The sequence below is a fragment of the Oryzobacter faecalis genome (assembly GCF_046764005.1).
Lineage (GTDB): Bacteria > Actinomycetota > Actinomycetes > Actinomycetales > Dermatophilaceae > Oryzobacter > Oryzobacter faecalis.
In genome coordinates, this window is sequence record NZ_JBKOFW010000005.1 from 269,231 (window position 1) to 287,866 (window position 18,636).

Genomic DNA, 18,636 nt, shown 5'->3' on the forward strand with positions numbered 1-18,636 from the left:
CACCGACCGCACGGACCGCACGAACCGCACCCGACTGCACCGCCGAGGAGGCGTGATGGGACTCGAGGAGAAGCTGCCCGCGGGGTTCGTCCTCACGACGCTCGAGAACGTCGCCGGCTACATGCGCAAGGCCTCGATCTGGCCGGCCACCTTCGGCCTGGCCTGCTGCGCCATCGAGATGATGGCCGTCGGGACCCCCGACTACGACATCGCCCGCTTCGGCATGGAGCGCTTCAGCGCCACCCCGCGCCAGGCCGACCTGATGATCGTCGCGGGCCGGGTCAGCCAGAAGATGGCGCCGGTCGTCCGCCAGGTGTACGACCAGATGCCCAACCCCAAGTGGGTCATCTCGATGGGCGTGTGCGCCAGCTCGGGCGGGATGTTCAACAACTACGCGATCGTCCAGGGCGTCGACCACATCATCCCCGTCGACATCTACCTGCCCGGCTGTCCGCCGCGACCGGAGATGCTGCTCAACGCGATCATCGAGCTGCACGACCAGATCCAGAACAGCAAGCTCGGCGTCAACCGCATCGCGGCCGCCCGCGCCGCCGAGGAGGCCGCCCTGCGCGCGACCCCGACCTCGCTCATGGCGCCCACCCACGACCACCTCGCGCACCTCGCGGCGCCGGCCGGGAAGAACCTGCTCGCATGACCGACGAGAAGAAGACCGACGACGGTCCCGAGCTCGAGGACGCCGACGTGCAGGCGGTCCCCGACAAGGTGATCGACAGCCCCGAGACCTCCACCGTCGACGACCCCGATGCGCTCCGACCCGCCCACAGCGCGAACATCGCGACCTGGCAGGAGATCGCCGAGGGCGACGGCACGCCGGTGCAGGTCGGCGAGCGCCGCGGCATGTTCGGCCCGCGCGACGGCCAGGACACCACCGGCTACGGCGGCCTCGTCACCCCGACGCTCTTCCCCGGCGCCAGCCCGCGCCCCTACGGCTCGTACTTCGACGAGCTCGCCGACACCCTCGCCGGCGCCCTCACCGAGGCCGGCGGCCCCACCGCCAACGAGGCGGTCGAGAAGGTCGTCGTCGACCGGGGCGAGCTCACCCTCTTCGTCCGCCGCGAGCACCTCCTCGCCGTGGCGCGCGTCCTGCGCGACCACCCCGGCCTGCGGTTCGAGATGTGCATGGGCGTCTCCGGCGTCCACTACCTCGAGGACGAGGGCCGCGAGCTCCACGCGGTCTACCCGCTGCTGTCGATCACCCACGGCAGCCGGCGCGTGCGCGTCGAGGTCACCGCCCCCGACGCCGACCCGCACATCCCGTCGGTCGTGTCGGTCTGGCCCGGCAACGACTGGCACGAGCGCGAGACCTGGGACATGTTCGGAATCGTGTTCGACGGCCACCCCGCGCTGACCCGCATCCTCATGCCCGACGACTGGCCCGGCCACCCGCAGCGCAAGGACTACCCGCTCGGCGGCATCCCCGTCGAGTACAAGGGCGGCGTCGTACCCCCGCCCGACGAGCGGAGGGTGTACTCCTGATGACGACCCGCGACCAGGACTTCGACCTCTTCGAGGACGCCCCGGCCGGCGACGCCGAGCCCACCGTCGACCCGTACGGCGCGTCGACCCACGACGACACCGAGGGCGCACCCGTCTTCACCGTCTCCGGCGGCGACTGGAACGACCTCGTCGACGAGGCGACCGCGCTCCACGAGGAGCGGATCGTCGTCAACATGGGCCCGCAGCACCCGTCGACGCACGGCGTGCTCCGCCTCATCCTCGAGCTCGACGGCGAGACGGTCACCGAGGCCCGCGCGGGCATCGGCTACCTCCACACCGGCATCGAGAAGAACATGGAGTTCCGCACCTGGGTGCAGGGCGTGACGTTCTGCACCCGGATGGACTACCTGACGCCGATGTTCCAGGAGACGGCGTACTGCCTCTCCATCGAGAAGCTGCTCGGCATCACCGACCGGATCCCGGAGCGCGCCAACGTCATCCGCGTCATGATGATGGAGCTCACGCGGGTCAACTCCCACCTCGTGTGCCTCGGCACCGGCGGCATGGAGATGGGCGCGACCACGGTGATGACGGTCGGGTTCCGTGAGCGCGAGCGCATCCTGCGCGTGTTCGAGGCGATCACCGGCCTGCGGATGAACAACGCCTACATCCGCCCCGGCGGTGTGGCCCAGGACGTCCCGCACGGTGCGGTCGACATGGTCCGCGAGGTCGTCGGCGAGCTGCGCCGCGGCCTCCACGAGCTCGAGCTGCTCCTCAACGAGAACCCGCTGCTCAAGGGCCGCACGGTCGGCGTCGGCTACCTCGACCTCACCGGCTGCACCGCCCTCGGCATCACCGGTCCGGTCCTGCGCAGCACCGGGCTCCCGCACGACCTGCGCAAGTCCGCCCCGTACTGCGGCTACGAGACCTACGACTTCGAGGTCAAGACCCGCACGGGCGCCGACGCGTACGACCGCCTGCGCATCCGCATCGACGAGATGTACGAGTCGCTGAAGATCGTCGAGCAGTGCCTCGACCGCCTCCAGCGCACCGAGGGGCAGCCGGTCATGGTCGAGGACAAGAAGATCGCCTGGCCGGCCCAGCTCGCCATCGGCGGCGACGGCCAGGGCAACAGCCTCGAGCACATCCGCACGATCATGGGCTCCTCGATGGAGGCGCTGATCCACCACTTCAAGCTCGTCACCGAGGGCTTCCGCGTGCCGCCCGGCCAGGCCTACGCGGCGGTCGAGTCGGCCAAGGGCGAGCTCGGCTGCCACACCGTCTCCGACGGCGGCACCCGCCCCTACCGCGCGCACTTCCGTGACCCGAGCTTCAACAACCTGCAGGCCGTGGCGGCGATGTGCGAGGGATCGCAGGTCGCCGACGTCATCGTCGCCGTGGCCTCCATCGACCCCGTCATGGGAGGTGTCGACCGCTGATGGCCCACGACTTCGGCCTCCAGACCGCATCCGGTCACCTCACGGTCAGTGAGGAGTCCAAGGAGCCGTACCCCGCCGACGTCGAGGCGCAGTTCCGCGCCGACGCCGCCGAGGTCATCGCGCGCTACCCCGAGAAGCGCTCGGCCCTCCTGCCGCTGCTGCACCTCGTGCAGTCGGTCGACGGCTACGTCACCGGGCGCGGCATCGACCTGTGCGCCGAGCTGCTCGACCTCACGACCGCCGAGGTCAGCGGCGTCGCGACGTTCTACACGCAGTACAAGCGCCACCCCAACGGCGAGTACACGGTCGGTGTCTGCACCAACACGCTGTGCGCGGTCATGGGCGGCGACGAGATCTGGGACGCCGTCTCCGAGCACCTGGGCATCGGCCACGACGAGACGACCGACGACGGCAAGATCACCCTCGAGCGCATCGAGTGCAACGCGGCGTGCGACTACGCCCCGGTCGTCATGGGCAACTGGGAGTTCTTCGACAACCAGACCGTCGGCTCCACGATCGAGCTCGTCGACCGGCTGCGCGCGGGTGAGGACGTCCGCCCCACCCGCGGCCCCGCCCGCCTGTGCACCTTCAAGCAGGTGAGCCGCGTGCTCGCCGGCTTCCACGACGGCCTCGCCGACGAGGGCGTGGGCGCCGGCCCGGCCTCCCTCGTCGGGCTCGAGCTCGCCAAGCGCAACGGCTGGACCGCTCCCGAGGGCGCGAGCGCCGGTGGCGCCGGGACGTCCGCACCGGTCACCCCCGGCAACACCGAGGTCACCCCCGCCCACGACGAGGCGAAGGCCCCGAAGGCGGAGGAGGCCGCGGTCGCCAACGCCGCCGACGACACCCCGGCCGAGGACGAGGCGAAGGCGGCCGGCACGCCCGCGGCCGGACGCACCGCGAAGAAGGCGACTCCCAAGAAGGCGAAGGACGCGTGATGGCGAGCACCCTGACCCCGATCCTGTCGAAGTTCTGGGACGACCCCCGGAGCTGGACGCTCGAGACCTACGCGCGGCACGACGGCTACAAGGCGCTCGACAAGGCGCTCGGCATGGCGCCGGCCGCGATCATCCAGGCCGTCAAGGACTCCAGCCTGCGCGGCCGCGGCGGTGCGGGCTTCCCCACCGGCATGAAGTGGTCCTTCATGGCCCCGCCGGACGGCGGTGCACGCTACCTCGTCGTCAACGCCGACGAGTCCGAGCCGGGCACCTGCAAGGACATCCCGCTGATGATGGCGAACCCGCACGTCCTCATCGAGGGCGTCGCCATCTCCTCGTTCGCCATCGGGTGCGAGCACGCCTTCATCTACCTGCGTGGCGAGGTCGTCCACGTCTACCGCCGCCTGCTGCGCGCGGTCGAGGAGGCCTACGCGGCAGGGCACCTCGGCGACGACGTGCACGGCACCGGCGTCAACCTCCACATCACCGTGCACGCCGGCGCGGGTGCCTACATCTGCGGCGAGGAGACCGCGCTCCTCGACTCCCTCGAGGGCCGCCGCGGCCAGCCGCGGAGCAAGCCGCCGTTCCCCGGCGCGCAGGGGCTCTACGCCCGCCCGACCTCGGTCAACAACGTCGAGTCGATCGCCTCGGTCCCCGGGATCATCCTCGAGGGCGTCGACTGGTTCACCGGCATGGGCACCGAGAAGTCCACCGGGTTCGGCATCTTCAGCCTGTCCGGCCACGTGAGGAACCCCGGCCAGTTCGAGGCGCCGCTCGGCATCACCCTGCGCGAGCTGCTCGAGATGGCCGGCGGGATGCGCGACCCCGACAAGGCGATCAAGTTCTGGACGCCCGGCGGCTCGTCGACACCGCTGTTCACGGCCGAGCACCTCGACGTCCCGCTCGACTTCGAGTCGGTCGGGGCGGCGGGCTCCATGCTCGGGACCCGCGCCCTGCAGATCTTCGACGAGACGACCTGCGTCGTGCGCGCCGTCGACCGCTGGACCGACTTCTACAAGCACGAGTCGTGCGGCAAGTGCACCCCCTGCCGCGAGGGCACGTGGTGGCTCAAGCAGATCCTCGGCCGCCTCGAGCAGGGCGAGGGGAGCGAGGAGGACCTCGACAAGCTCCTCGACATCTGCGACAACATCCTCGGTCGCAGCTTCTGCGCGCTCGGCGACGGTGCCACGAGCCCCATCACGAGCTCGATCCAGTACTTCCGCGACGAGTACGTCGCCCACCTCACCCACGGTGGGTGCCCGTTCGACCGCCACGCCTCGACGCTGTTCGCCAAGGACGAGAAGGAAAGCGTGACCGCATGACGACCACGCCCGAGAAGGTCGAGGCGCCCGCCGCGCCCGACCTCGTCACCCTGACGATCGACGACCGCGAGGTCTCGGTCCCCAAGGGCACCCTCATCATCCGCGCCGCCGAGACCGTCGGCATCGAGATCCCGCGGTTCTGCGACCACCCCGGCCTGGACCCGGTCGGTGCCTGCCGCCAGTGCCTCGTCGAGGTCTGGATGCCGGGCCCGCCCGGACCCGACGGCACGCCGAGCGAGCCGCGCCAGATGCAGGGCCCGCCCGGGCGGATGAAGCCGCAGGCCTCGTGCACGATGGCCGTCGCCCCCGGCATGGTCGTCAAGACGCAGTACACGTCCGAGGGCGCCGACAAGGCGCAGCAGGGCGTCATGGAGCTGCTCCTCATCAACCACCCGCTCGACTGCCCGGTCTGCGACAAGGGCGGCGAGTGCCCCCTGCAGAACCAGGCGATGAGCAACGGGCGCTCCACCTCGCGCTTCGAGGACGTCAAGCGCACCTACCCCAAGCCGGTCAACATCTCCAGCCAGGTGCTCCTCGACCGTGAGCGGTGCGTCCTGTGCGCCCGCTGCACCCGCTTCTCCGAGCAGATCGCCGGCGACCCGTTCATCGCCCTCGTCGAGCGCGGCGCCCTCCAGCAGGTCGGCATCTACGAGGAGAAGCCCTTCGAGAGCTACTTCTCGGGCAACACCGTGCAGATCTGCCCGGTCGGCGCGCTCACCGGAGCGGCCTACCGCTTCCGCAGCCGTCCCTTCGACCTCGTGTCGACCCCGAGCGTCTGCGAGCACTGCGCGAGCGGCTGCGCCACCCGTACCGACCACCGCCGCGGCACCGTGCTGCGGCGGATGGCCGTCAACGACCCGGCCGTCAACGAGGAGTGGAACTGCGACAAGGGCCGCTGGGCGTTCGCGTACACCGCGCTGCCCGACCGCCTCCAGCTGCCGCAGGTCCGCGGCGAGGACGGCACGCTCCGTGTCGTCTCGTGGCGCGAGGCCCTCGAGGCCGCCGCGGCCGGGCTGCGCGCGGCCACCGCCCCCGCGGTCCTCACCGGCGGGCGCGTCAGCAGCGAGGACGCCTACGCCTACGGCAAGTTCGCCCGCACCGTCCTCGGCACCAACGACGTCGACTTCCGCGTCCGCCCGCACTCGGCGGAGGAGGCCGACTTCCTCGCCTCCCACGTCGTCGCCACCGGCCCGGACGGCGGCGCGGTCACCTACGCCGACCTCGAGGCCGCCAAGGCCGTCGTGCTCGTCGGCTTCGAGCCCGAGGACGAGAGCCCCATCGTCTTCCTCCGGCTGCGAAAGGCGTTCCGCAAGAGCCGCACCCGCGTCTTCGCCGTCGCGCCGGTCGCGACGCGCGGCCTGGCGAAGATGGGCGGCACGCTCATCCCGACCGCTCCCGGCACCGAGCCCGAGGTGCTGCGCGCGCTCGGGGAGGCCCGGGGCACCGACGCCGTCACCGCGGCCGGCGAGGCCCTGCGCGAGGGCGCGGTCGTCCTCGTCGGCGAACGCCTCGCCACGGTCCCCGGTGCACTGAGTGCGGTCGCGGCGCTGGCCGGGTCCACCGGTGCCCGCCTCGCCTGGGTCCCCCGGCGCGCCGGCGAGCGCGGCGCCCTCGAGGCCGGCGCCCTCCCGACGCTCCTGCCCGGTGGCCGCCCGGTCGCCGACGCCGCCGCCCGCGCGGAGGTCGCGCGGGCCTGGGGTGTCCCGTCGCTGCCCGAGGCCGACGGCCGCGACACCGCCGCGATCGTCGCGGCGGCCGCCGCCGGTGAGGTCGACGCGCTCGTCGTCGGCGGCGTCGACCCCGCCGACCTCGGCCTCGCCGGGGCCGCCGAGGCCCTCGCAGCGCCGTTCGTCGTCTCCCTCGAGATCCGCCCGTCGGCGGTCACCGAGGTCGCCGACGTCGTGCTCCCCGTCGCGGCGCACGCCGAGAAGGGCGGCACCTTCGTCGACTGGGAGGGCCGGGTCCGCGCCTTCGAGGCCGCCCTCGAGACCGGCCACGTCAGCGACTACCGCGCCCTCGACATGCTCGCCGACGAGATGGGCGAGTTCCTCGGCACGCGCACGCTGCGCGAGGTCCGCGCCGAGATGGCCGAGCTCGGTCCCTGGACCGGCGCCCGCGCCGCCGCCCCCACGGTCGAGGCGGGCGAGGTGCCGAGCCTCGACGCCGGCACGCTCGTCCTCGCGACGTGGCGCCACCTGCTCGACCGTGGGTCGCTCCAGGACGGCGAGCCGTTCCTGGCCGGCACCGCGCCGCGGCCGGTCGCGCGGGTCTCCGCTCCGACGGCCGAGGCCTTCGGCGTCGTCGACGGCGACGACCTGACCGTGACCGTCGGCGAGGGCCTCACGGTCACCGCGCCGGTGCTCGTGTCCGAGATGGCCGACCACGTCGTCTGGCTGCCGACGAACTCCGCGGGCTCGGACCTCCGCCCCGCCCTCGAGGGCGCCCCCGGCGCCCTCGTCTCCGTCACGAAGGAGGCCCTGGCATGAGCAGCACGCTCGCCGCACTGCCCGAGGTCGTCTCGCTCGCCACGGCGGGCACCGACAACCCGCGGGCCGACTTCAGCGACACCCCGCTGTGGCTCTCGCTCGTCAAGGCGCTCGTCATCTTCGTCTACCTGCTGCTCTCGACGCTGCTCGTCATCTGGTTCGAGCGCCGCGTCATCGGCCGCATGCAGCAGCGCCCGGGCCCGAACCGCAACGGCCCGTTCGGGCTGCTCCAGACCCTCGCCGACGGCATGAAGTCGATGCTCAAGGAGGACGTCCGGCCCAAGGCCGCCGACGTCGTCGTCTTCACGCTCGCCCCGCTCATCACGGCGACGATGGCGTTCGTCTCCTTCGCGATCATGCCGCTGGGCGGTGAGGTCAGCATGTTCGGGCACCGCACCCCGCTCCAGCTGACCGACACCCCCGTCGCGGTCCTCGTCGTCCTCGCCGTCGCCGGCGTCGGCATCTACGGCGTGGTCCTCGCGGGCTGGAGCTCGGGGTCGACGTACCCGCTCATCGGTGGCCTGCGCAGCTCGGCGCAGATGATCTCCTACGAGATCGCGATGGGCCTCTCGCTCGTCGGCGTCTTCCTCTACGCCGGGTCGATGTCGACCTCGCAGATCGTCTCCGCGCAGCGCGACCTGTGGTTCGTCGTGCCGGCGTTCTTCAGCTTCTTCGTCTACGTCATCACGATGGTCGGCGAGACCAACCGCCTCCCGTTCGACCTCGCCGAGGGCGAGGGCGAGCTCACCGGCGGGTTCCACACCGAGTACGGCTCGATGCGCTTCGCGATGTTCTTCCTCGGCGAGTACATCAACATGTTCACCGTCGCGGCCCTGGCCACGACGATGTTCCTCGGCGGCTACGCGGCGCCCCCCGGCGTCTCGCTCATCGCCGACGGGATGTTCGCCACCGGCTGGTGGGGCATCTTCTGGTTCACCGTCAAGCTGTGGATGTTCATGTTCGTGTTCGTCTGGCTGCGCGGCTCCCTGCCGCGCGTCCGGTACGACCAGTTCATGCGCTTCGGGTGGAAGTTCCTCATCCCGGCGACGCTCGGCTGGGTCGTCCTCATCGCGTTCTTCCGCGCCGGCCAGAACGGCTGGCTCGGCGGCAACGTCGTCCTCGCCGGCCGGACCTTCCCCATCACCTCCCTCTTCCTCGTCGGCGTCATCGCCGTGGGGGCGCTCGTCGCCGGCTGGTTCTGGGACCGACGCGCCGAGCGCAAGGAGGCCGCGCTCCACCCGACGATCCCCGACGAGATCGACCCCTACGCCGGGGGCTTCCCGGTGCCGCCCCTGCCGGGGCAGCGCCTGCGCGAGCCCTCGCTGACCGCGCCGGCCCTCACGTCCGGCAGCGACACCAAGGAGGACGCTCGTGGCTGACGAGCAGAAGAAGTCCGGCTTCTTCTCCGACCTGTTCGCCCCCGTCGGCGGGTTCGGCGTCACCTTCTCGACGATGTTCCGCAAGGTCGTCACCGAGGAGTACCCGGAGGAGAAGCGGCCCACGCAGCCGCGCTTCCACGGCCGGCACCAGCTCAACCGCCACCCCGACGGCCTCGAGAAGTGCGTCGGGTGCGAGCTGTGCGCCTGGGCCTGCCCGGCCGATGCGATCCTCGTCGAGGGCGCGGACAACGACGACACCGAGGGCGGCGCGGGGCGCTTCAGCCCCGGTGAGCGGTACGGACGCGTCTACCAGATCAACTACCTGCGCTGCATCTTCTGCGGGCTGTGCATCGAGGCATGCCCGACGCGCGCGCTGACGATGACGAACCAGTACGAGCTCGCCGACGACAACCGCGCCGACCTGATCTTCACCAAGGACCAGCTCCTCGCCCCGCTCCAGCCCGGCATGCTCCCCCCGCCGTTCCCCATGGCCGACGGCATGGAGGAGCGCGACTACTACCTCGGCAAGGTCACCGGGGCCACCGACTCCCAGCGCGAGTACGTCGCCGCGCACACCCGCACCGACGACGCGGAGGTGACCTCGTGACCGGCACCGGTGAGGCCGTCCTGTTCTGGATCCTCGGCCCGACGGCCGTCCTCGGCGCCCTCGGGCTGGTCTTCGCGCGCAAGGCGGTCCACGCGGCCCTCGGCATGGCGCTGACGATGATCGTCCTCGGCGTCTTCTACGTCACCCAGGGCGCGGACTTCCTCGGCGTCATCCAGATCTTCGTCTACACCGGCGCGGTGATGATGCTGTTCCTCTTCGTCCTCATGCTCGTGGGCGTCGACTCCTCCGACAGCCTCGTCGAGACGATCACCGGGCAGCGCTGGGCCACCGCCCTGCTCAGCCTCGGGCTCGGCGGCTTCCTCGCCGCCGCCATCGGGCGGGTGACCTTCCCGGAGCCGGCCGGCGTGGAGTCGATCAACGCCCAGACCGGCAACGTCAGCGCCGTCGCGCAGCTGATCTTCGGCCGGTACGTCTGGGTCTTCGAGATGACGAGCGCCCTCCTCATCACCGCCGCCCTCGGCGCGATGGTGCTCGCCCACCGCGAGCGCCTCGGCAAGGGCCCGGACCAGAAGGAGTGGAGCAAGCGGCGCTTCAAGGACGGCGAGCACCTCGCCGGCCTCCCGGCCCCCGGCGTCTACGCGCGGCACAACGCCGTCGACACCCCGGCCCTGCTGCCCGACGGCACGGCGTCCGAGCTGTCGGTCTCGCGGGTGCTCACCGCGCGCGAGCAGAACACCTCGCCCGAGATCTACCGCGAGAACGAGGCCGAGATCGAGCGCGACCTGCGCGAGGGGAGCGAGCGATGAGCCTGGTCAACTACATCTACCTGGCGACGATCCTCTTCGTCATCGGTGGCGCGACCGTGCTGACCCGGCGCAACGCGATCATCGTCTTCATGGGCGTCGAGCTCATGCTCAACGCGGCGAACCTCGTCTTCGTGACGTTCGCGCGGATGCACGGCAACCTCGACGGCCAGGTCCTCGCCCTCTTCGTCATGGTCGTCGCGGCCGCGGAGGTCGTCGTCGGCCTCGCGATCATCATGGCGATCTTCCGGTCCCGCCGGTCGGCCTCGGTCGACGACGCGAACCTGCTGAAGCTGTAAGGAGCACCTGTGACGTCACTCATCACCGCCGACAGCGGGCTCGCCGCGGTCGACGCGACCGGAGCCGCCGGGGTCGCCTGGCTGCTCGTCGCGCTGCCGCTGCTCGGGTCCGCGGTCCTCCTGCTCGGCGGGCGTCGCACCGACCGCTGGGGTCCGCTGCTGGCCACCGGCCTGTCGTGGGGCTCCTTCGTCGTCGGGCTCGTCGTGCTCCTCCAGCTCGTCGGCCTCGACGAGGCCCAACGGGCGCAGCACATCGGTCTGTGGAGCTGGGTACCGGCGGGCGCCTTCCAGCTCGACGTCGGGCTGCTCGTCGACCCGCTGTCGATGGCGTTCGTCATGCTCATCACCTTCGTCGGGTCGCTCATCCACGTGTACTCGCTCGGGTACATGGAGCACGACCCCGACAAGCGGCGCTTCTTCGCCTACCTCAACCTCTTCGTCGCGGCGATGCTGCTCCTCGTCCTCTCCGACAGCTACCTGCTGCTCTTCGTCGGCTGGGAGGGCGTGGGCCTGGCCTCCTACCTGCTCATCGGGTTCTGGAACCACAACCCGGCGTACGCGACCGCCGCGAACAAGGCGTTCTTCGTCAACCGGGTCGGCGACCTCGGCCTGTCCATCGCCATCATGGTGATGTTCGTGACCTTCGGCGGGGTCGACTACGCCACCGTCAACGAGGGCGTCGCGGGCGCCAACCAGGGTGCCCTCACCGCCATCGGCCTGCTCCTCCTCGTCGGGGCCTGCGGCAAGTCGGCGCAGTTCCCGCTCCAGAGCTGGCTCGGCGACGCGATGGCCGGCCCCACGCCGGTGTCAGCGCTCATCCACGCGGCGACGATGGTCACCGCCGGCGTCTACCTCGTCGTGCGCTCCAACGTCATCTACGACGCCGCCCCCGACGCCCAGCTGGCCGTCGCCCTCGTCGGCGCCGTGACCCTGCTCTTCGGGGCGGTCGTCGGCTGCGCCAAGGACGACATCAAGAAGGCCCTCGCGGCCTCGACGATGAGCCAGATCGGCTACATGATGCTCGCGGCCGGCCTCGGCCCGGTCGGCTACGCCTTCGCGATCTTCCACCTGCTGACCCACGGCTTCTTCAAGGCCGGCATGTTCCTCGGCGCCGGCTCGGTCATGCACGGCATGAAGGACGAGGTGAACATGCGCCGCTACGGCGGGCTGTCGACCTTCATGAAGATCACCTGGGTGACCTTCGGGCTCGGCTGGCTCGCCATCCTCGGCGTCCCGCCGTTCTCCGGCTTCTGGTCCAAGGACAAGGTCATCGAGGCCGCGTTCGTCGGCGAGGGCTGGCAGCCCTGGGTCCTCGGCGGAGCCGCCCTCGTCGGCGCGGGCATCACCGCGTTCTACATGTCGCGCCTGTTCTTCATGACCTTCCACGGCGAGAGGCGCTGGGACGACGAGGAGTACCACCCGCACGAGTCACCACTGACGATGACGGTGCCGATGATGGTGCTCGCCGGCGGCTCGGCCTTCCTCGGCCTGGTCCTCGGCCCGACCGGGGTCTTCACGCACTGGCTCGAGCCGGTCGTGGGCGCGCACGGCGAGGAGCACCCGGTCATCGCGCCGGCCCTGCTCATCGTCCTGACCCTCGTCCTCGTCGCCGCCGGCGCCGGGCTGGCGTGGATGCGCTACGGCCGCGACGACGTGCCGGAGGTCGCGCCGCGTGGCTCGGTCCTCACGCGCGCCGCCCGCGTCGACCTCTACCAGGACGCCGTCAACGAGGGCCTGTTCATGCGCCCCGGCATCCACCTGACCCGCGGCCTCGTCTTCGCCGACGCCCGGGGCATCGACGGCGCCGCCGGAGGTCTCGCGGCGCTCGTCGGCGGCCTCTCCTCGAGGCTGCGCCGTGTCCAGACCGGGTACGCCCGGTCGTATGCCCTGACGATGCTCACCGGTGTCGTCGCCGTCCTCGGTGCTCTGTGGGTGATCCAGTGAACTCCCTGCCCCTGCTGACCCTCATGCTGGTCGTGCCGCTCGTCGGCGCGGTCGTCGTGGCGGCGCTGCCCGGTGGGTCGGCGCGCAACGCCCGGCCGGTCGCCCTCGGGTTCTCCCTCGTCACCCTCGGCCTCGCGCTCGCCGCCTGGGCGCGGTTCGACACCGGCAGCACCGAGATGTTCCAGCTCTCGGAGGTGTACGCGTGGATCCCGCAGTTCGGGGTGTCCTACGCGCTCGGGGTCGACGGCATCGCCCTGTCGCTCATCGTCATGGCGACGATCCTCACCCCGGTCTGCCTGCTCGCGGCGTGGAAGGACGTCGACGCCGACGACCTCGGTCGCACCAAGCGCTACTTCGCGCTCATGCTCGTCCTCGAGGCGTTCATGGTCGGTGTCTTCGCCGCCACCGACGTCTTCCTCTTCTACGTCTTCTTCGAGGCGATGCTCATCCCGGTGTACTTCCTCATCGGGCTGTTCGGCGGTCCGCGTCGCCAGTACGCGGCGGTGAAGTTCCTGCTGTTCTCCCTCGCCGGCGGGCTCGTCATGCTCGTCGCGGTCATCGGCGTCTACGTCGCGGGCCCGGGCGGCGAGCAGGGCTTCCTCGTCGAGTCGCTGACCGACAACCTCGAGGCGAGCACCGGTGCGCTGCGCTGGATGTTCGTCGGCTTCTTCGTCGCGTTCGCGGTCAAGGCGCCGATGTGGCCGGTGCACACCTGGCTGCCGGATGCCGCGGCCGAGTCGCGCCCGGCCACCGCGGTGCTCCTCGTCGGTGTCCTCGACAAGGTCGGCACCTACGGGATGATCCGCTTCTGCCTCCAGCTGTTCCCGGAGGCCTCGCAGTGGGCGACACCGGTCGTCATCACCCTCGCGGTCGTGTCGGTTGTCTACGGCGCGCTGCTCGCGATCGGCCAGACCGACATGATGCGGCTCATCGCGTTCACCTCGATCAGCCACTTCGGCTTCATCGTCCTGGGCATCTTCGCCCTGACGAGCGTCGGCGGCGCCGGGTCGACCCTCTACATGGTCAACCACGGCTTCTCCACGGCCGGGCTGTTCCTCCTCGCCGGGTTCCTCGTGGCCCGGCGCGGGTCGAAGCGGATCCCCGACTACGGCGGCTGGCAGCGGGTCACCCCCGTCCTCGCGGGAACCTTCCTCGTCGCCGGCCTGTCGTCGCTGGCGCTGCCCGGGCTGTCGAGCTTCGTCTCCGAGTTCCTCGTCCTCCAGGGCACCTTCATGCGCTACCCGGTGGCGGCCGTCATCGCGGCGGTCGGCATCGTCCTCGCGGCGCTGTACATCCTGCTGATGTACCAGCGCGTCATGACCGGGCCGAAGCCGAGCTTCGCCGAGGGCGAGGCGCCCCATGACCTCTCGCTGCGCGAGAAGGTCGTCGTCGCGCCGATCATCGCCTCGTTCGTGCTGCTCGGCTTCTACCCCAAGCCCGTGCTCGACCTCGTCAACCCGGCCGTGGACCGGACGCTGCAGATCGTCGGCGTCACCGACCCCGCGCCCGCCAACGCCTCCGGGAGCGCCCAGTGACCGACTTCCAGATGGTCGACGTCGCCTACGCGGCGGTCCTGCCGATGTTCATCGTCGCCGCGGGCGCGATCGTCGGCGTGCTCGTCGAGGCCTTCGCCCCGCGCGCGGTCCGCCACGGCGTCCAGGTGTGGCTGACCGTCGCCACCCTCCTCGTCGCGCTGGCGGCCCTCGTCGTGTGGTCGCGGGAGGACCAGGCCGTCACCCTCGGCGGCTCGGTCGCCATCGACGGCGTCGCGCTCTTCCTCCAGGCCTCGCTCCTGCTCCTGGCGGCGACCGGCGTGCTCGTCATGGCCGAGCGCTTCGGCGGGGTCGGCGCCGACGCCTTCACCCCGATGGGCGCCTCGACCCCCGGGTCCTCGCAGGAGGACGCCGCCACCCGCGCCGGGTACGCGACCTCCGAGGTCTTCCCGCTCACCCTGTTCGCGGTGCTCGGGATGATGGTCTTCGTCAGCGCCAACGACCTCATCACGATGTTCGTCGGGCTCGAGGTCCTCTCGCTGCCGCTGTACGTCATGACCGGCCTCGCGCGCCGTCGCCGCCTGCTGTCGCAGGAGGCCGCGCTCAAGTACTTCCTCCTCGGGGCGTTCTCCAGCGCGTTCTTCCTCTTCGGCGCGGCACTGCTCTACGGCTACGCCGGGTCCAGCGACCTCAAGCTCATCTCACAGGCGATCTCCACGGCCTCGGGCGACCTCGACGGCCTGCTCCTGCCCGGCGTCGTCCTCACCCTCATCGGCCTGCTGTTCAAGGTCGGGGCGGTGCCGTTCCACTCGTGGACGCCCGACGCCTACCAGGGGGCGCCCACCCCGGTCACCGGCTTCATGGCCGCCTGCACCAAGCTCGCCGCGTTCGGCGCGATCCTGCGCCTCGTCTACGTCGGTGTCGGCGCGAACCGGTGGGACTGGGAGATCGGCGTCGCCGTCATCGCGGCCCTGACGATGGTCGTCGGTGCCGTCCTGTCGGTCACCCAGACCGACGTCAAGCGGCTCCTCGCGTACTCGTCGGTGGCGCACGCCGGCTTCATCCTCGTCGGTGTCCTCGCGTTCTCCGAGGCGGCCATCGGCGGCGTGCTGTTCTACCTGCTCGCCTACGGCTTCACGACGATCGCCGCCTTCGGCATCGTCGCGATGGTGCGCCAGGGCGGGTCCGAGGCGTCGCACCTGTCGCAGTGGGCCGGTCTCGGCCGCCGGCACCCCGTCGTTGCAGGCGTGTTCGCGTTCCTCCTCCTCGCGTTCGCCGGCATCCCGCTCACCTCGGGCTTCACCGCCAAGTACGCGGCCTTCGCCCCGGCCGTCGAGTCCGGCACCTCCGGGGTGGTCCTCGTCGTCATCGGTGTCCTCGCCTCCGCGGTCACCGCGTTCGTCTACGTCCGGCTCATCGTCCTCATGTACTTCACCGACGCCCCCGAGGGCGACGCCGTCGTCGCGCTGACGCCCTCGGTGCCGTCGACGATCGCCATCACGGTCGGTGTCCTCGTGACCGTCCTCGCCGGGGTCCTCCCCGGGCTCGCCCTCGAGGCCGCCGGCTCGGCCTCGCACTTCCTCCTGTGACGGGCGTGGCGACGGGCGCGCAGCGGGGCACCCCCTCGGTGCTCGAGCTCCCCGGGGCGTCCGAGGAGCTGCGCACCCGCCTCGCCGACGGGCTGGCCGCGGTCAACGCGCTCATCGAGGAACGGGTCGACCACGACGACCCGTTCATCGCCGAGGCCGGGGCGCACCTCACGGCCGCGGGCGGCAAGCGGTTCCGGCCGCTGCTGACCCTGCTCGCGTCCGAGCTGGGGTCGGGGGCGTCCACCCAGGTGGTCGCCGCGGCGGCCGGCGTCGAGCTGACCCACCTCGCCTCGCTCTACCACGACGACGTCATGGACGAGGCCGACGTGCGGCGCGGTGCACCGTCGGCGAACGCCCTCTACGGCAACTCCACGGCGATCCTCGTCGGTGACCTGCTCTTCGGCACCGCCTCCGACATCGTCGCCGACCTCGGCCCCGAGGCCGTGAAGATCCAGGCGCAGACCTTCGTGCGGCTGTGCTCGGGACAGATCCGCGACGACCGACCCACCCCGCCCGGGGTCGACCCCGTCGAGCACCACCTCGGCGTCCTCGCCGACAAGACCGGCGTCCTCATCGCCACGGCCGCGCGCTACGGGGCGATGTTCGGCGGCTGCGACGCGGCCACGGTCGAGGTGATGCGCGAGTACGGCGAGCGGCTCGGGATGGCGTTCCAGCTGGCCGACGACCTCATCGACATCGGGTCGGAGGCCGACGAGACCGGCAAGACCCCCGGCACCGACCTGCGCGAGGGCAAGCGGACCCTGCCCGTCCTCCACGTCCTCGCGTCGACCGACCCCGCCGATGCGCGGCTGCAGGCGCTCCTCACGGGCGACCTGTCGTCCGACGAGCGGCTGTCCGAGGCGCTGACCCTGCTGCGGGCCCACCCGGCGATGGAACGTGCCCGCGAGCACACCGAGGCCGTCGCGCGGCAGGCGCAGGACGTCCTCGCCTCGCTGCCCGAGAGCGACGCGAGGTCGGCGCTGCACGCTCTCGCGACGGGCGTCGTCCACCGCGTCGGCTGACCCGTCGTCCGAGAATCGACCAACAGGTCGATCTCGGTACGCCCCACCGACGACCACCTCCGCCACGTCCTCGGCCCCTGAACCCGCGTCGTGTGCTCAGGTGGCTGCCAGGGCGACCAGTTGAGCACACGAGCCCGAGAGGGCTTCCCAGGCGAGGTGGAGGGGTGTTGGATCGAAACGAGCGGAGGTGAGGCCGATGGCCCGTCGTGAGCGTCCGGCGAGGGTCCCGCCGCGGTGGGTCGTCACCGGCGCGTGGCGAGTCCACCGCGCGATCTACCGCGTCAGCGGCGGTCGAGTCGGCCTCTGGCGTCCGAAGCCGGGCAGGTGGGGCACGCTGCGCCTGACGACGACGGGCCGACGGTCCGGGCAGCCGCGCAGCGTCCTCCTCGGGTACTACGAGGACGGCCGGAACCTCGTGACGATGGCGATGAACGGCTGGGGCGAGGGCGAGCCGGCGTGGTGGCTCAACCTCCTCGCGAACCCGGAGGCCGAGGTCGAGGTCAGGGGCGGCACCCGACGGGTCCGGGGACGAGCGGCCGAGGGCGAGGAGCGGGAGCGGCTGTGGGCCCGCTGGCGCGAGATCGACACCCAGCTCGACGAGCTCGCCGCGCTGCGCTCGACGCGGACGGCGGTCGTCGTCCTCGAACCGCTCTAGTCGACGACACCCGGCGACACCTGCGAGGTCGACCCCGCGGCATCGCCTACCGTGGACGGGCCGCGCGAGCGATCGACACCGGAAGGGCACCCCAGGAACTCATGGTCAACGTGATGCTGGCCGGAGGGATCTCGATGGCCGTCGCCCTGCTGGGCACGCGCCCGTTCATCGGCCTGCTCGTGCGGCGCCGCTACGGACAGTTCATCCACGACGACCTCACCCACCACCACGTCAAGCGCGGCAAGCCCACGATGGGCGGGGTGGTCATCATCGCGGCGGCGGTCAGCGGCTACGTCGCCTCGCACCTCGTCGTCATGGCCGTCGGACCCCTCGGGGCGCTGGGCGCGGCGAACAGCGGGTTCTCGCTGGGCGCCCTGCTCGTCCTCTTCCTCCTCGTCGGGCTCGGCCTCGTCGGGTTCCTCGACGACTGGACGAAGATCCGCAGGGAGCGCAGCCTCGGCCTCACCTCGCGCCAGAAGCTCGCCGGCCAGACGCTCGTCACCGTCGTCTTCGCCCTGCTCGCGCTGCTGCTCGAAGGCGAGGACGGGCACTCCCCGGCCTCGACGGCGGTCTCCTTCGTGAGGGACACGGGCGTCGACCTCGCCTTCGCCGGCCCCGCGCTGGGTGTGGTCCTGTTCATCGTGTGGGCGAGCATCCTCATCGCGGGCGCCTCGAACGGGGTGAACATCACCGACGGCCTCGACGGCCTCGCCACCGGGGCGTCGGCGATGGTCTTCGGCGCCTACACGCTGATCGGCCTGTTCCAGTCGGGTCAGGCCTGTGACGTCGCGGCGACCGCGAGCTGCTACGAGGTGGGCGACGCGCTCGACCTCGCCGTCGTCTCCTGCTCGATCGCCGGGGCCTGCTTCGGGTTCCTGTGGTGGAACACCTCACCCGCCGAGATCATCATGGGTGACACCGGCTCGCTGTCCCTCGGTGCGGCCCTCGCCGGGCTGGCGATCCTCACCCGCACGCAGCTGCTGCTCGTCGTCCTCGGTGGGCTGTTCGTCATCATCACCGCGTCGGTGATCATCCAGGTCGTCAGCTTCCGCACGAGGCGCAAGCGGGTGTTCCGGATGGCGCCGCTGCACCACCATTTCGAGCTCGTCGGGTGGTCGGAGGTGACGATCGTCGCGCGCTTCTGGATCATCGCCGGGATCTGCGTCCTCGCCGGTCTCGCCCTGTTCTACGGCGAGTGGGTCGCCACCCCGTAGCCCGTCATGCCTCCTCCCGCGGGGACCGGC

The 18,636-nt window shown here is 71.4% G+C and carries 16 protein-coding genes; all 16 read left to right on the forward strand.

All coding sequences use genetic code 11. The features are described from left to right. The first annotated feature begins 55 nt into the window (after window positions 1–55). Window positions 56–655 carry a NuoB/complex I 20 kDa subunit family protein gene (locus tag ACK8HX_RS12020; RefSeq protein ID WP_411940934.1) on the forward strand — a complete coding sequence of 200 codons (600 nt, stop codon included), beginning with the start codon at window positions 56–58 and terminating at the stop codon, window positions 653–655. Next, window positions 652–1,497 carry an NADH-quinone oxidoreductase subunit C gene (locus ACK8HX_RS12025; RefSeq protein WP_411940935.1) on the forward strand — a complete coding sequence of 282 codons (846 nt, stop codon included), beginning with the start codon at window positions 652–654 and terminating at the stop codon, window positions 1,495–1,497. Before ACK8HX_RS12020 ends, ACK8HX_RS12025 begins: the two co-directional genes overlap by 4 nt. After that, entirely contained in the window at window positions 1,497–2,897 is a 1,401-nt protein-coding gene (locus ACK8HX_RS12030; protein ID WP_411940936.1) for an NADH-quinone oxidoreductase subunit D, read from the forward strand. Before ACK8HX_RS12025 ends, ACK8HX_RS12030 begins: the two co-directional genes overlap by 1 nt. Beyond that, entirely contained in the window at window positions 2,897–3,832 is a 936-nt protein-coding gene (gene nuoE / locus ACK8HX_RS12035) for an NADH-quinone oxidoreductase subunit NuoE (protein ID WP_411940937.1), read from the forward strand. Before ACK8HX_RS12030 ends, nuoE begins: the two co-directional genes overlap by 1 nt. Further along, window positions 3,832–5,154, forward strand: coding sequence for an NADH-quinone oxidoreductase subunit NuoF (gene nuoF / locus ACK8HX_RS12040; protein WP_411940938.1), 1,323 nt, complete (start codon window positions 3,832–3,834; stop codon window positions 5,152–5,154). The genes nuoE and nuoF overlap by 1 nt, the downstream gene beginning before the upstream one ends. Next, window positions 5,151–7,640 (forward strand): NADH-quinone oxidoreductase subunit G, encoded by a 2,490-nt coding sequence (locus ACK8HX_RS12045; RefSeq protein WP_411940939.1) that lies wholly within the window; start codon window positions 5,151–5,153, stop codon window positions 7,638–7,640. Before nuoF ends, ACK8HX_RS12045 begins: the two co-directional genes overlap by 4 nt. Continuing rightward, window positions 7,637–9,019: an NADH-quinone oxidoreductase subunit NuoH gene (gene nuoH / locus ACK8HX_RS12050; protein WP_411940940.1), complete on the forward strand. Its 1,383-nt coding sequence runs from the start codon at window positions 7,637–7,639 to the stop codon at window positions 9,017–9,019. Before ACK8HX_RS12045 ends, nuoH begins: the two co-directional genes overlap by 4 nt. Then, window positions 9,012–9,626 (forward strand): NADH-quinone oxidoreductase subunit NuoI, encoded by a 615-nt coding sequence (nuoI, locus tag ACK8HX_RS12055; protein WP_411940941.1) that lies wholly within the window; start codon window positions 9,012–9,014, stop codon window positions 9,624–9,626. Before nuoH ends, nuoI begins: the two co-directional genes overlap by 8 nt. Further along, window positions 9,623–10,393, forward strand: a complete 771-nt coding sequence (locus ACK8HX_RS12060; RefSeq protein ID WP_411940942.1) for an NADH-quinone oxidoreductase subunit J — start codon at window positions 9,623–9,625, stop codon at window positions 10,391–10,393. Before nuoI ends, ACK8HX_RS12060 begins: the two co-directional genes overlap by 4 nt. Continuing rightward, window positions 10,390–10,689, forward strand: coding sequence for an NADH-quinone oxidoreductase subunit NuoK (nuoK, locus tag ACK8HX_RS12065; RefSeq protein ID WP_411940943.1), 300 nt, complete (start codon window positions 10,390–10,392; stop codon window positions 10,687–10,689). Before ACK8HX_RS12060 ends, nuoK begins: the two co-directional genes overlap by 4 nt. A 9-nt stretch (window positions 10,690–10,698) precedes the next feature. Then, window positions 10,699–12,633, forward strand: coding sequence for an NADH-quinone oxidoreductase subunit L (gene nuoL, locus ACK8HX_RS12070; protein WP_411940944.1), 1,935 nt, complete (start codon window positions 10,699–10,701; stop codon window positions 12,631–12,633). After that, entirely contained in the window at window positions 12,630–14,168 is a 1,539-nt protein-coding gene (locus ACK8HX_RS12075; protein ID WP_411940945.1) for an NADH-quinone oxidoreductase subunit M, read from the forward strand. Before nuoL ends, ACK8HX_RS12075 begins: the two co-directional genes overlap by 4 nt. Window positions 14,169–14,179: 11 nt before the next feature. Further along, window positions 14,180–15,715, forward strand: coding sequence for an NADH-quinone oxidoreductase subunit NuoN (gene nuoN, locus ACK8HX_RS12080; protein ID WP_411940991.1), 1,536 nt, complete (start codon window positions 14,180–14,182; stop codon window positions 15,713–15,715). A gap of 5 nt (window positions 15,716–15,720) precedes the next feature. Next, the gene (locus ACK8HX_RS12085) at window positions 15,721–16,737 is read left to right on the forward strand and encodes a polyprenyl synthetase family protein (protein WP_411940946.1); all 1,017 of its coding nucleotides are present in this window, start codon (window positions 15,721–15,723) and stop codon (window positions 16,735–16,737) included. Window positions 16,738–16,933: 196 nt separating this feature from the next. Then, window positions 16,934–17,392 (forward strand): nitroreductase/quinone reductase family protein, encoded by a 459-nt coding sequence (locus tag ACK8HX_RS12090; protein WP_411940947.1) that lies wholly within the window; start codon window positions 16,934–16,936, stop codon window positions 17,390–17,392. Window positions 17,393–17,493: 101 nt separating this feature from the next. Further along, window positions 17,494–18,606, forward strand: coding sequence for a phospho-N-acetylmuramoyl-pentapeptide-transferase (gene mraY, locus ACK8HX_RS12095; protein WP_411940948.1), 1,113 nt, complete (start codon window positions 17,494–17,496; stop codon window positions 18,604–18,606). The last annotated feature ends 30 nt before the right edge of the window (window positions 18,607–18,636 follow it).